This window comes from Aquamicrobium terrae (assembly GCF_040545735.1).
GTDB lineage: Bacteria > Pseudomonadota > Alphaproteobacteria > Rhizobiales > Rhizobiaceae > Mesorhizobium > Mesorhizobium terrae_A.
On sequence record NZ_JBEPML010000005.1, the window covers coordinates 143,246 to 155,963 of the forward strand.

General features: G+C 65.6%; 12 protein-coding genes. All 12 read left to right on the plus strand.

Annotated elements, in window-relative coordinates; translation table 11 throughout:
* Positions 1–9 precede the first annotated feature (9 nt).
* The 12 genes from ABID37_RS09430 (at position 10) to ABID37_RS09485 (ending at position 12,691) form a co-directional block, all read left to right on the plus strand.
* Positions 10–840, plus strand: coding sequence for an inositol monophosphatase family protein (locus tag ABID37_RS09430; RefSeq protein ID WP_354194011.1), 831 nt, complete (start codon positions 10–12; stop codon positions 838–840).
* 76 nt (positions 841–916) lie between these two features.
* Positions 917–1,714, plus strand: coding sequence for a DeoR/GlpR family DNA-binding transcription regulator (locus tag ABID37_RS09435; RefSeq protein WP_354194012.1), 798 nt, complete (start codon positions 917–919; stop codon positions 1,712–1,714).
* A 121-nt stretch (positions 1,715–1,835) separates the two neighbouring features.
* Positions 1,836–2,699: an acid phosphatase gene (locus ABID37_RS09440; protein WP_354194013.1), complete on the plus strand. Its 864-nt coding sequence runs from the start codon at positions 1,836–1,838 to the stop codon at positions 2,697–2,699.
* A gap of 229 nt (positions 2,700–2,928) precedes the next feature.
* Positions 2,929–3,921 (plus strand): phosphate/phosphite/phosphonate ABC transporter substrate-binding protein, encoded by a 993-nt coding sequence (phnD, locus tag ABID37_RS09445; RefSeq protein WP_354194014.1) that lies wholly within the window; start codon positions 2,929–2,931, stop codon positions 3,919–3,921.
* Positions 3,922–3,980: 59 nt separating this feature from the next.
* Entirely contained in the window at positions 3,981–4,760 is a 780-nt protein-coding gene (gene phnC, locus ABID37_RS09450) for a phosphonate ABC transporter ATP-binding protein (RefSeq protein ID WP_354194290.1), read from the plus strand.
* On the plus strand, positions 4,757–5,566 hold the full coding sequence (gene phnE / locus ABID37_RS09455; protein ID WP_354194015.1) for a phosphonate ABC transporter, permease protein PhnE: 810 nt from the start codon (positions 4,757–4,759) through the stop codon (positions 5,564–5,566). The genes phnC and phnE (ABID37_RS09455) overlap by 4 nt, the downstream gene beginning before the upstream one ends.
* Complete coding sequence (phnE, locus tag ABID37_RS09460) at positions 5,563–6,363, plus strand: phosphonate ABC transporter, permease protein PhnE (protein WP_354194016.1); 801 nt, start codon at positions 5,563–5,565, stop codon at positions 6,361–6,363. The genes phnE (ABID37_RS09455) and phnE (ABID37_RS09460) overlap by 4 nt, the downstream gene beginning before the upstream one ends.
* A complete protein-coding gene (locus tag ABID37_RS09465; protein WP_354194017.1) occupies positions 6,341–7,252 on the plus strand; it encodes a TIGR01459 family HAD-type hydrolase in 912 nt (303 codons plus the stop codon). The genes phnE (ABID37_RS09460) and ABID37_RS09465 overlap by 23 nt, the downstream gene beginning before the upstream one ends.
* Before the next feature lie 82 nt (positions 7,253–7,334).
* Positions 7,335–8,114 carry a phosphodiesterase gene (locus ABID37_RS09470; RefSeq protein ID WP_354194018.1) on the plus strand — a complete coding sequence of 260 codons (780 nt, stop codon included), beginning with the start codon at positions 7,335–7,337 and terminating at the stop codon, positions 8,112–8,114.
* A gap of 144 nt (positions 8,115–8,258) precedes the next feature.
* The gene (locus ABID37_RS09475) at positions 8,259–8,792 is read left to right on the plus strand and encodes an RNA polymerase sigma factor (RefSeq protein ID WP_354194019.1); all 534 of its coding nucleotides are present in this window, start codon (positions 8,259–8,261) and stop codon (positions 8,790–8,792) included.
* A gap of 115 nt (positions 8,793–8,907) precedes the next feature.
* Positions 8,908–9,837, plus strand: a complete 930-nt coding sequence (locus ABID37_RS09480) for a FecR family protein (protein WP_354194020.1) — start codon at positions 8,908–8,910, stop codon at positions 9,835–9,837.
* Between the two features lie 217 nt (positions 9,838–10,054).
* The gene (locus tag ABID37_RS09485; RefSeq protein ID WP_354194021.1) at positions 10,055–12,691 is read left to right on the plus strand and encodes a TonB-dependent receptor; all 2,637 of its coding nucleotides are present in this window, start codon (positions 10,055–10,057) and stop codon (positions 12,689–12,691) included.
* The last annotated feature ends 27 nt before the right edge of the window (positions 12,692–12,718 follow it).

A 12,718-nucleotide genomic window follows, 5' to 3' on the forward strand; every position in this document is an offset into this window, starting at 1 on the left:
AGTTGCCAGATGCTGATTTCAGAAACCGATGCGAGGACGGTGGGCCATGTGTTGCGCGAGGCCGCACAGAACGAGATTCTTCCGCGCTTCCGCCAGCTTGCCCATGGCCAGGTGCGGCGCAAATCCTCCGCGCACGATCTGGTGACGGATGCCGATGTCGCGGCCGAACGGACGATTTCGGCGGCGCTGGCCCGGGCCTTTCCCTCCGCCGTCGTCGTCGGCGAGGAGGCGGCGGCGGCCGATGCCTCCATCCTCGATCGCCTGCCGTCGGCGGACCTCGCCTTCGTCATCGATCCCGTCGACGGCACCAAGAACTTCGCTTCGGGCCTGCCGCTGTTCGGCGTCATCGCGGCGGTGCTGGTTTCGGGCGAGGTCGCCGGCGGGGTGATCTACGACCCGATCCTCGACGATTTCGCCTTCGCCGTGCGCGGCGAGGGGGCCTGGACGGAAAATGCCGAGGGCGTGCGCGGCGACCTCAAGGTTTCCGCCACCACTGCCCTGTCGGATATGAGCGGGCTCGTCTCGTGGAAGGCCTTGCCGGAGCCTGTCCGCAGCACCGTGGCCACCAATCTCGCCCAGTTCGCCGTGGTCAATTCCTACCGCTGCGTGGCGCATGAATATCGGTTCCTGTGCGCCGGCCATGCGGATTTTTCCATGTATGCCAAGCTGATGCCGTGGGACCATGCCGCCGGCTGGCTGCTGCACCGGGAGGCGGGCGGCTATTCGGCGCGGCTGGATGGTTCGCCCTATCTGCCGACGCGCACCGACGGCGGCATCCTCTATGCGGCCGACAAGGGCAACTGGGACGCGATCCATGGCGCGCTTTTCGGCGTTCATTGAACGGGACGCGGGGCAAGCGTTGCCATATCGGCGGCGCTGTGATTGACACTCAGGGCAGAAACTGGAGCTGACCGCCATGAAACATCAGCCAACTCCGCCCATTGCCGTGGAAGAACTCACCCGTCGCCAGCAACAGGTGCTGGCCGCGGTCCAGGAGCAGGGCTTCGTCACCATCGAGGCCCTGGCGCGTCAGTTCGACGTGTCGGCCCAGACGGTACGGCGCGACATCATCACGCTGGAGAAGGCGCATTTCCTGCAGCGCTTCCATGGCGGGGCCGGCTTGCGCGACAGTTCGGTGCGGCTGGGCTATGCCCAGAAGCAGGTCATCGCGGTGGAGGGCAAGGAGCGAATTGGCCAGGCGGTCGCCGATCTCATCCCGGACGGCGCTTCGGTGTTCCTCGATGTCGGGTCGACGGTCGAGGCGGTGGCGCGCGCCCTTCTGGACAAGCGCGGCCTGCAAATCTTCACCTGCAGCGCGGCGGTGGCCATGCTGTTCACCGAACACCCCAACATCGAAGTGTTCCTGACCGGCGGCCTGCTGCGCGGGGCCAATGGCTCGCTGGTGGGCAATGTCACCGTCGAGCAGATCAGCCTGTTCAAGGTCGATTTCTCGGTGGTGAGCTTCGCCGGCTTCGACAGCGACGGCACGCCGATGGATTTCGACCTGCAGAAGATCGCCGTTCGCCAGGCCGGGCTCGATCATTCCCGCCACGCCGTCGCGGTGGTCGATTCCTCGAAGTTCGACTGCACGGCAGTGATGCGGCTGGCGCCCCTCTCGGCCTTCCAGACGCTGGTCACCGATGCCGAGCCTCCGGAACATCTGCGGCGGGCCTTCGGCGAGGCGGGTGTCGCATGCGTGGTGGCCGGGGCGTAATTTTTCCAACATCGATTTGGTAGATATACGCCAAATTTATTGACTCCCTTGTAAGATAGTGATCGATTGTGACGCCAAACTTACTTGGCGTGGTCATTTATCGACATTCTGGGAGGAAGCGATGCCCGTTATCCAAAGATCCATCGTCACTTTGTGCCATGCGGCGGCGGTCTCGGCCCTGCTGGCCGGCCCTTTGCTGGCAAGTCCTGCGCTGGCCGCCGATGCGGGAAGCGCTGCGTCCGCGCCGCAGGGCGAGGCGGCAAAGCCGGCGAAGCCGTTGCCCTATCTGGCCAAGGAGGCCATGCCGAACCTTGCCGACGTGGTCATCGCGCCGCCGGCTGACGGCACCCCGGCCCAGGATGCCGAGCGCGCCATCATCCAGCAGACGCGGGCGCTGAAGGGGCAGCCGCGCTGGGATCTGGCGGTGATCGACGCCGACGTCCACCCCGAGCCGCTGCTCAGCCATTTCGATTGCGCGCTGGGCATTCACGCGGACGAGGCGCAGGCGCCGACGCTGCACCAGCTCTTCGGCCGGATCTACCAGGATGCCAAGCAGGCGTTGAAGGACACCAAGGCCAAATATGCGCGTCCCCGTCCTTTCGTCACGCTGCCGGGCACCGAAATCTGCGAAACCATGAACGATCACCTGGCCAGCAGCGCTTCCTATCCTTCGGGCCACGCCACGACCGGATGGGTTGCCGGGCTGGTGCTTGCCGAACTGGTACCCGACCGTTCGGATGCGGTGATGGCGCGGGCCCGCTCGCTGGGTGAGAGCCGCGTGGTGTGCGGCGTGCACTGGCCGAGTGACGTCGAGGCCGGCCGCAGCGGCGGTGCCGCGCTGGTGGCGGCGCTGCATGGCGATGCGGCGTTCCGGGCCGATCTCGAAAAGGCGCGGGCCGAACTTGCCGCGGTGCGCGGTTCCGCCAAGGCCGGCGATGCGCAGTGCGACATTACGCTGGCAGCGGCTGCGGAGCGGCCCTACTGAGCCAAATGAACGGCGGCGGCTCCGCAGTCGGAGGCCGCCGCCTGCTTGCGCGGCCGGGCGGGCCTACCGGAATCCGCCGTGCCATGTCGCATGGAAGCAATGAAACAACACCAGTGTTAGATATCTAACAAAACGTTGACTTTCGTGGAAGAAAGTGATTAACGTGGATGACTTGCGCGGAGGTCCGTGCCAGTTATCAGGTTTTAGTTCGTCTCCTTGGGAGGATTGGATGCTTAAGACCCTCGTTTCGGCGGCAGCCCTTTTGTGCGTCGCCATGTTTACCAACACCGGAGCCGCATGGGCGGACGATTGCGCAAGCCGCGGCACGCTCGATGAGCGCTACTGCGACGCCGATGGCGATCTGCTGGCCGATGTGCCCGCCAACAAGGACGACTGGAAGGATCCGAGCTCGCTGATCTTCAGCTACACGCCGGTCGAGGACCCTTCCGTCTATGAGAACGTCTTCGAAGAGCTGATGGCTCACGTCGAGAAGGTCACCGGCAAGCGGGTGCGGTGGTTCGCCGCCGAATCCTATGCCGCCCAGGTCGAGGCCATGCGCTCGGGCCGCCTGCACATCGCCGGCGTGTCCAGCGGCGCGGTGCCCTATGCCGTGAACCTCGCCGGCTTCCGCCCGCAGGTCGCCATGGAAAAGAAGGACGGCACCATCGGCTACACGCTGGAGCTGATCGTTCCCGCTGACAGCACGATCAAGACCGTTGCCGATCTCAAGGGCAAGCGCGTCGCGCATGTGTCGCCGTCGTCGAATTCCGGTGACACGGCGCCGCGCGTGCTGTTCAAGGAAATGGGCGTCGAGCCCGGCAAGGACTACGAGGTCCTGTATTCGGGCAAGCACGACAACTCCATCATGGGTGTGGCCAACAAGGACTACGACGCGGCGCCGATCGCCTCCAACGTCCTCGACCGCATGATCGAGCGCGGCATGCTGAAGGAGGGCGATGTCCGGGCGATCTATGAATCGAAGCCGTTCCCGAGAACCGCCTTTGGTGTCGCGCACGATCTCGATCCGGAGCTGCAGAAGAAGATCCAGGAAGCCTTCCTGAGCTTCGACTTCCTCCATTCCAAGCTGGCTGCGGAATTCCAGGACGAGAAGGGCTTCGTGCCGGTCGACTACAAGACGGGTTGGACCGATGTCCGGACCATCCAGAAGGAAACCGGTGCAACCTATACGCAAGAAGGTCTTTCCAAGTTGGGGCGTGAATGATGGGACACATGTCCACGCAAGAGCAGGTGCAGAAGCTAGCAATGAAGGCGCAGCGTCCGTTGCTTGAGGTGCAGAACCTTGTGAAGGTCTACAAGACCGGCAAGCGCGCGCTTCAGGAAGTCAACTTCATCATCGACAGGCCGCAAGTGGTGGCCATCATCGGCTCCTCCGGCGCCGGCAAGAGCACGTTCATCCGGTGCATCAACCGGCTGGTCGAGCCGACGTCGGGGCGTATCCTGCTCAATGGCGAGGACATTGTCAGCCTTGACCGCAAGGGGCTGCGGGCAGCGCGCCGCCGCGTCGGCATGATCTTCCAGGAATACAACCTGGTCGAGCGGCTGACGGTGATGCAGAACGTGCTGTCCGGCCGCCTCGGCTATGTCGGCCTGCTGAACTCGATCCGCTACAAGTTCCCGCCCGAGGATATCCGGGCGGCCTTCGAGCTGCTCGACCGGGTCGGCCTCGAAGGCTACGAGAACCGCCGCGCCGACGCCCTTTCGGGCGGCCAGCGCCAGCGCGTGGGCATTGCCCGCGCGCTGATGCAGCGGCCGGAGCTGCTGCTGCTCGATGAGCCGACCGCCAGCCTCGACCCCAAGACGTCGCGTCAGATCATGCGTCTGGTCGGCGAACTGGTCAACGAGCGCAAGACGCCGGCCATCATCAACATCCATGACGTGGCGCTGGCCAAGGCGCACGCCGACCGCATCATCGGCTTCAACGACGGCCGCATCGTCTTCGACGACGTGCCGGCCAACCTGACCGACGAGGCGCTGGCACGCATCTATGGCGACGAGGACTGGAATCCTCCGGCTGACGACGGCGAGGCGACCAGGTCATGAGCGTCCTCGCCAGTTCCGACCGCGCCGCCGCATGGCGGCCGCCGACCCTGTTCGGCACGCGCCTCAAGCGCGCCGTCTTCTGGGGTTGCGTCATCGTCTACCTCGTGTGGTCGCTGACCACCATCGACATCGATTTCGCCCGTGCCGTCGCCGGCCTGCCGCGTGCGCTGGACATCATCACGCGCATGTTCCCGCCGAACTTCGAGCGCTGGCCGCTCCTGGTGACCGGCATGCTGGAAAGCGTCCAGATCGCCATCGCGGCCAGCATCGTGGGCATCGTGCTGTCGATTCCGCTCGGCATCTGCGCCGCCCGCAACCTGGCGCCGAAGCCGCTCTATCTGGCGGCGCGCGGCCTCATCGTGGTCGGCCGTACCTTCCACGAGGTCGTCATCGCCATCTTCTTCGTGAAGCTGTTCGGTTTCGGTCCCATCGCCGGCCTGCTGACGCTGGCCTTCGCCTCGGCGATCTTCCTCGGCAAGATGCTGGCGGAAGACATCGAGAACATGAAGGAAGGTCCGGTCGAGGCGGTGCGTGCCACCGGCGCGAGCTTCTGGCAGGTGGTGTTCTACGCGGTCACCCCGCAGGTGCTGGTCAAGACGCTCGGCGTCATCATCTACCGGCTCGACGCCAATCTGCGCCATTCCACCGTCATCGGCATCGTCGGTGCCGGCGGCATCGGCCAGACGCTGTCGGCGTCGTTCTCGCGTTACGACTTCGATTTTTCGAGTGCCATCCTGCTCACCATCGCCGCCATGGTCGCGCTTGGTGAATGGTTCAGTGACTGGGTGAGGAGGAAGCTGCGGTGAACACCAAGAATTATCCTGACATCTGGCAGCGCTACACCCCGCGCGAGCGGCTGGTCCAGTGGCTGTGGCTCGCGGGCGCGGCGTTCGCCGCCGCCTGGTCGGTGTCGGCCCTCGATATCGAATGGGCCTTCTTCGCCGATGCCCATGAGCAGGCGCTCGATCTCGTCACCCGCATGTGGCCGCCGAGATGGGAATATCTGCCGGTCATCATCCAGCCGCTGATCGAGACCATCCACATCGCCACGCTGGGCACGATGGCGTCCATCGTGCTGGCGCTGCCGGTCGCCTTCCTGGCGGCCCGCAACACCACCCTCAACTCGGCCACCTGGCTGCTCGGCCGCGCCATCCTGGTGGCGTCGCGCTCGATCAACACGGTCATCTGGGGCCTGGTGTTCGTGGCGATCTTCGGTCCGGGACCGCTGGCCGGCATCTTCGCCGTGGCTGCCCGTTCGGTCGGCTTCATCGCCAAGCTGATCGCCGAGGCGATCGAGGAGGTGGACCACGGCCAGATCGAGGCCATCGAGGCGACCGGTGCGCGTACCCTGCAAGTCTACGCCACCGCGATCATGCCGCAGATCCAGCCGGTGCTGATCGGCACGTCGATCTACCGCTGGGACATCAACGTGCGGGAATCGAGCGTGCTCGGCTTCGTCGGCGCCGGCGGTATCGGCCTCCAGCTCTACGCCTCGATCAACGGCTTCGCCTGGTCGCAGGTGCTGGTCGTGCTGATTGCCATCCTTGCCATCGTCGTCATCAGTGAAGGCATCTCGGCCTATGTCCGTTCTCGCATCTCCTGAGGCCGTCCGCGCCGCCGCCACATCCTTCACTTCGGTGAAGGGTGTGGCCGAGGCGGTGGCCGGATATGACGGTTTCCTCATCGACCAATGGGGCGTGCTGCATGACGGCAAGCGCGCCTATGCCGGGGCCGTCGAGGCGTTGCAGCGCCTGGGCGAGGCCGGAAAGACAGTGGTGATCCTGTCCAATTCCGGGCGCCGCGCGGCCGAGAACGAGGACCTGCTGGCCGCGATGGGCTTCGACCGCTCGCTCTACAAGGCCGTGATGCCGGCCGGCGACGATGCCCGCGACGCCATCCTGAACGATCCCGATCCCTTCTATGCGGGGCTCGGCAAGCGGTGCCTGCTGATGGCCCGCGACGGCGAGGACCACCTGGCCGACGGGCTTGGCCTGGAACTGGTCAGGGAGGTCGACGACGCCGATTTCCTCCTCCTGCTCAGCATGGAACCTGCCTATCAGTCCGTGCAGGGATGGAACGGCCTGCTCCGGAAGGCGGCCGCGCGCGGCCTGCCCATGATCTGCGCCAATCCCGACTTCGTGCGGGTGAGCCCCGAAGGCAAGCTGCTGGAGGCACCGGGCGCCGTCGCCCGTGTCTACGAGACGCTGGGCGGCGCGGTTCGCTATCACGGCAAGCCGCATCAGCGCATCTATGCCACCTGCCTCAAGCTGCTCGGGCTGCCGGCGGAACGTGTGGCGGCGATCGGCGATTCCCTCGACCACGACGTGGCCGGTGCCCGCATGGCGGCGCTGGGCAGCATCTTCGTGGCCGGCGGCATCCACTACAAGCAATTGCACTGGACCGGCGGGATGCCCGATCCGGAGGATTGCGCGCGCCTGTTCGCCGAAACCGGGCTCGTGCCCGATTTCATGGTACCTTCCTTCCGCTGGTAATGGTCCTGCGGTCCGCTTCCGGCTGCCATTCGCGGCGGCCGGTCCGCGGCTGCGGGCGCCGTGACATTGTCGGGACTTGCTCATGCTGATCGCCCATATCTCGGACTTCCATCTGTTTTCCGACAGGCCGGAATCGGCGCTGGTGCGAGCCGATGCCACAGAAGCGGCCCGCAAGCTGGTCGCCAACATCGCGGCCTTCACGCCCGCCGTCGAGGCGGTGATGCTGACCGGCGATCTGGTCGATGGCGGCACCGAGGAAGACTATGCGCTGCTGAAGGACGTGCTGTCGCCGCTGTCGGTACCGGTCTTCGTCATTCCCGGCAATCACGACCGGCGCGCCACCATGCGCGCCGCCTTCGCCGACCGTCTTCCGTTCGCGGCCGGAACCTATCTGAACTATGAGGCGAGCCATGGCGATCTTCGCATCCTGGCGCTGGATACGCTGATCGAAGGCAAGGTCGAGGGCCGTCTGGCCGAGGAAAGCCTGGACTGGCTCGAGGACAGGCTGGACCGTGCCCATGCCGGGCCGACGCTGGTGCTCATGCACCACCCGCCCTTCGATTCCGGGATCGGCGCCTTGGACCGGCGCGGCCTTGTCGAGGGTGGTGAGCGGCTGGCCAGGCTGGTGCGCGCCTATTCCGGAAGCCTGCGCATCCTGTCCGGTCACGTCCATCGGCCCTATCAGGCAATATGGAACGGGGTGCTGTGCACGGTCGCCGGCAGCCCGGCCTTCCAGATCGGCCTCGATCTCGACGGCCAGGCGGCCAAGTCGCGCCCGGTGCAGGAACCGTTCGCCTATTTCATCCACAGGCTGGACGCGGTAGGGGGCGTCGTGGTCCATACGCGCTATGTGGATCTCTGATCCAAGGCCGGGCCTGACGGCGCGGTGAATCGCGGGCTGCCGGCGGGCAGTCCCGGCGTGTTGTTTAGAACTTCTCCAAATCATTGATGTTGCGTCACTTTTTCGATGTCGCTAAGAGGAGCCTTCGGTTCCAGCAACACAGCGATGACCATGAGTGCCGCCGCCTCGGACGCGTATCACGAACTGATCTCCGTCTATCTGCGCCAGTGGAGCGTGTTGTGCGCGCGGCTGAAGCGCCAGACCGGCTCCCGCGAACTGGCCGAGGATGCCTTGCAGGAAACCTGGCTGCGGCTGTCGCGGATGAAGGGCCAGCCTGTCGATATTCGCGACCAGCACGCCTTCATCCTGCGCGTGGCCGGCAACATCGCCATCGACCTTGCCCGCAAGGAGGGGCGTCATTCGGCCCGCTGCGTCAGCGACGAGGCGGTGCTCCAGGCCATCGAGGATGGCTGCCCCTCGCCGGAGCGGGTGGTTATCGATCGTGACCAGTTGCGCTTTCTCGTCCTCGCATTGGCGCAGCTTCCCCCGAAACCGCGCGCCGCGCTGCTGATGAACCGTTGCGACGGGCTTTCCCACCGGGAGATCGCCTCCCGGCTCGAGGTGTCCGAAAGCATGGTCGCACGCTATCTGATGCAGGCGCTGCGCCATTGCCGGGACCATTTCCGCGACCAGTCCTGAGCTTTTTTCGCGGGCAGGGTGCAAGTTCCCGGGCCTCGATTCGTCCTTGCTATAGAGGGCTCTGGTTCCGGGGTGCGCCTTTGCGGGAGCGTGGCAAAATCGTGAGGAGCGACAGATGGACACCGGCCTGAGCGACGAAGCGCTGGAATGGCTGGTCCGGCTCCATTCCGGTCGGGCCGGCGAGGCCGACCATGCCGCCTTCGACCGCTGGCGCAAGCGCAGCCCCGCCCATGAAGAGGCCGCGCGGGAAGCGCAAGCCATTTGGGACGGCGTGGGCCTTGCCGGCAGCACTGTGCGGCAGGCCGAGCGCAAGGCGCAGCGCGCCCGCGTCACCCGCCGCACGGTGCTGGGCGGCGGCGTGGCCGCGATTTCGGGCGCGGCCCTCTATGGCAGCGGCGTGCTGGGGCCGCTTCTGTTTGCCGACCATGTGACCGGCATTGCCGAGCAGCGCAGCATCGGTCTGCCGGATGGCTCGACGGCATTCCTCAATGCGGGATCGGCGCTTTCGGTCGATTTCAGCGAAAGCATCCGGGCCCTGCGCCTGTTCCGGGGGCAGGCGACCTTCACCGTCGCCCATGATGCGGCGCGGCCCTTTGTCGTCGAGGCGGATGGCGGCCAGGCGCGCGCCCTCGGCACCGTCTTCGACGTCGATATCCGCCCGCGACAGGTGGTGGTCACGGTGCTGGAAGGCGCGGTCGGCGTTTCGGGCAGGACCGGGCCTGCGGCGCCGGTCGTCGCCCATGCCGACCAGCGCGTGCGCTACGACATGCGGGGCGTCGTGTCGGCCATAGAGACGGTCGATGCCGAAATGGCGACCGCATGGCGCCGCGGCAAGCTGATCTTCAACCGCCGGCCGCTGGGCGAAGTGGTGGCCGAGATCGAGCGTTATCGCGCCGGGCCGATCGTGATCGCCGGGGCGCGCCTGCGGGCGCTGGAAGTGACCGGCGTGTTCGACCTTGCCGATCCCGATTCGGTGCTGGAGGTCATGGCACAGACCTTGCCGGTGCATGTCACCCGGCTGCCGTTCGTGACGGTGATCCGGTAGGGCCGCACGCCAGGGACGAAAATAGAACGCTTTGATATCAATAAGTTGATAGAAAATATCAAGTTTATTCGATTTTCCGGTGCAGGATCGTGCCCGTCATTTCGTCCTAGGGGATGAGGACCAAGCCAGACCGCGCCGAAGCACGAGTGCCCGGCAGCATGAGCGAAAGCTGCCAGCCACGTCCTCGAAGGGTGTCAACACGGCAGGACGAGTATTCATGCGCAAAGTGGCTTCGGGGCAAGGCTGGCATTACGGTTTCAGGCGGTTCAGGGCGGGGCTTCTCGGCTCGGCCGCCCTGCTGCTGGCGGCGGGGGCGTGCGGCACAGGCGTGGCGCATGCGCAGGCCGCGCGCACCGTTTCGGTCAATGTCCGCGCCCAGGATCTGGGTGCGGCGCTGACCATATTCGCCGATCAGGCCGGGCTCAGGCTCTTGCTGCCCTCGGGCGTCGTTGCCGGCCGCACCAGCCCGGCGCTTTCGGGAACGATGACGCGGGAGGAGGCGCTGTCGCGGCTCCTGGCCGGCACCGGCCTATCCTACCGCTTCACCAGCGCCGACACGGTGACGATCGGCGACCGCGTGTCGGCCGCTCATGCTCCGGTCGACGCGCAGGGTGCCCTGGTGCTCGATCCCGTCGATGTGGTCGGCACGGGCGGCGCCGACGCGCCCTACAGGACGCCGGCTTCGGTGAACCATATCTCGCGCGAGGAACTCGACCGCACAGGGGGCACCTCGACCAGCGACATCTTCCGCAACACGCCGGGCGTCATCGCCGCGGACGGGCGCAACAGCCCGGCGATCGAGGTGAACATACGCGGCGTGCAGGGCATGAACCGCACACCGGTGCGGGTCGACGGCACCTTGCAGAACGTGCCCGTCTATCTCGGCTATTTCGGCGCCTCCAACCGCACCTATGTCGATCCGGACCTGCTGGCCGGCATCGACATCACCAAGGGGCCGGGCGCAGGCGCCGACGGCGCCGGCAGCATCGGCGGCGTTATCAACATGCGGACCCTCGATGCCGACGACATCATCAAGGAAGGCAAGGACTGGGGCATCCGCCTGCGCGGCAGCGTGTCCAGCAACAGCGTGAGCGCACCGCCGATCGGCACCTTCGACAAGAGGATCGGCGCTCCCGGCCTGTTCGATATTGCCAGCGGCCACGGCAGCATCGTCGCGGCCCGTCGTTTCGGGGACGCCGAAATCGTCGCCGGCCTGGCCCGCCGCAAGCAGGGCAACTATTTCACCGGCAGGCACGGCCCTGATACCATCCTGGAGGAGACCACCGAAGGCTCCTTCCAGGAACACCAGATCACCGCCGTCAAGCGCGACAGCGAGATCGTCAACAGCCAGCGCGAGGTCCTGTCCGCCTATGTCAAGGGCAAGGCCAGCTTCGACGGCGGCCACAGCGTCGAGGCCAGCTACGTCTACTATGACAGCGATTTCGGCGAGGTGATGCCCTCGCAGGTGTCGCGCTTCGGCTGGGACTTTGTCGGCCAGCAGGAGCCGAACCAGGTGACGGCGCACAGGCTGATCGCCAAATATGGCTACAAGCCCGACGACAGCGACCTGATCGACCTGCGCTTCAATGTGTGGGGCACCTTGCTGGATCAGAAGACGCGCTCGGCGACGCCCGTCATCTGGGACCCGAACACCCTGCCGATCAACAGCCGCTCGATCGTTCCCATCGACACCTACATGGTGGGGTCGGAAATCTCCAATACCTCCTCCTTCCATTCCGATTACGGCGACCTGACCCTGAACTACGGCGCCTCCTACCTGCTGGAGGACACCAAGCCGCTGGACGAAGGCAACTGGTATCTGCCGCAGAACGGCCGCCGGCACGAAGGAAGCGCATTCGCCCGCTTCGATTATGCGCCCCTGGACTGGCTGAGCTTCAATGGCGGCCTCCGATACACCGCCTACAAGACCAAGGACCGGGTTTCCTACCGCAACTACCCGCAATACGAGCAGTATTTCCTCGACGAATACGGCATCTCGCGCAATGCGCTCGACGGTTCGGGCTGGTCGCCGCATCTCGGCGTCGTGCTGACGCCGGTGGATAGCGTGCAGCTCTTCGCCAACTACACCACCGGCTATCGCGGGCCGAGCCTGACGGAAGCCAATTTCAAGTATGACTTCTTCCCCAACCCCTACCTGAAGGCGGAGCGCTCGCAGAACTGGGAGCTGGGGGCCAATGTGCTGAAGGACGATGTGTTCGTGCCCGGCGACAAGCTTCGCCTCAAGGTCGCCTATTTCGACAACACGATTAAGGACTACATCGCCCGCGGCACCTTCACCAAAGCCAGCTATCCGTGGCTGGGAATGCTCATTCCCTACAATATGGGCGCCGCCAAATTCGCCGGCACGGAGGCATCGGCCTCCTACGACGCCGGCTCCTGGTTCGTCGAGGCGAACGGCATCCGCTACAGCAGGATCGCGTTTTGCGACGGCGTGGCCGGCTATGGCGCCGGATTGCCGGTCGCGGGCTGCGTAAACCATTCCCTGCCGGAGGACTATTCCACCAACTACATCCCGCCGGAATACACGCTCTCCGGGACGCTGGGCGTGCGGCTGTTCGACGAGCGGCTGACGATCGGCGCGCGCGTCTCGAAGGTCGGCAAGCGGGCGATCAGCGCGCCCAGCAGCCTCGACGGCGGCCTGATCATGCCCAAGAAGCTATGGGCCCCCTATACCGTGGTCGACGCCTTCGCCAGCTACAAGGTCAACGACAGCGTGACGGTTTCCTTCTCGGGCGAGAATCTGACAAACCGGTTCTATATGGACGCAATGAGCCTTGCAGCCGTGCCCGCGCCGGGGCGGACCTTCAGGGCAAGTGTGACGACCAACTTCTGAAATGCCGCCTTGGGAGCGGTTCGTGAC

Excerpts from the sequence above, each read along its gene's own strand:
- phnD (WP_354194014.1), top strand. The coding sequence starts at position 2,929 with ATGCTTAAGACCCTCGTTTCGGCGGCAGCCCTTTTGTGCGTCGCCATG.
- ABID37_RS09470 (WP_354194018.1), top strand. The coding sequence starts at position 7,335 with ATGCTGATCGCCCATATCTCGGACTTCCATCTGTTTTCCGACAGGCCG.
- ABID37_RS09430 (WP_354194011.1), top strand. The coding sequence starts at position 10 with ATGCTGATTTCAGAAACCGATGCGAGGACGGTGGGCCATGTGTTGCGC.
- ABID37_RS09465 (WP_354194017.1), top strand. The coding sequence starts at position 6,341 with ATGTCCGTTCTCGCATCTCCTGAGGCCGTCCGCGCCGCCGCCACATCC.
- ABID37_RS09485 (WP_354194021.1), top strand. The coding sequence starts at position 10,055 with ATGCGCAAAGTGGCTTCGGGGCAAGGCTGGCATTACGGTTTCAGGCGG.
- ABID37_RS09475 (WP_354194019.1), top strand. The coding sequence starts at position 8,259 with ATGACCATGAGTGCCGCCGCCTCGGACGCGTATCACGAACTGATCTCC.
- ABID37_RS09480 (WP_354194020.1), top strand. The coding sequence starts at position 8,908 with ATGGACACCGGCCTGAGCGACGAAGCGCTGGAATGGCTGGTCCGGCTC.
- ABID37_RS09440 (WP_354194013.1), top strand. The coding sequence starts at position 1,836 with ATGCCCGTTATCCAAAGATCCATCGTCACTTTGTGCCATGCGGCGGCG.
- ABID37_RS09435 (WP_354194012.1), top strand. The coding sequence starts at position 917 with ATGAAACATCAGCCAACTCCGCCCATTGCCGTGGAAGAACTCACCCGT.
- phnE (WP_354194015.1), top strand. The coding sequence starts at position 4,757 with ATGAGCGTCCTCGCCAGTTCCGACCGCGCCGCCGCATGGCGGCCGCCG.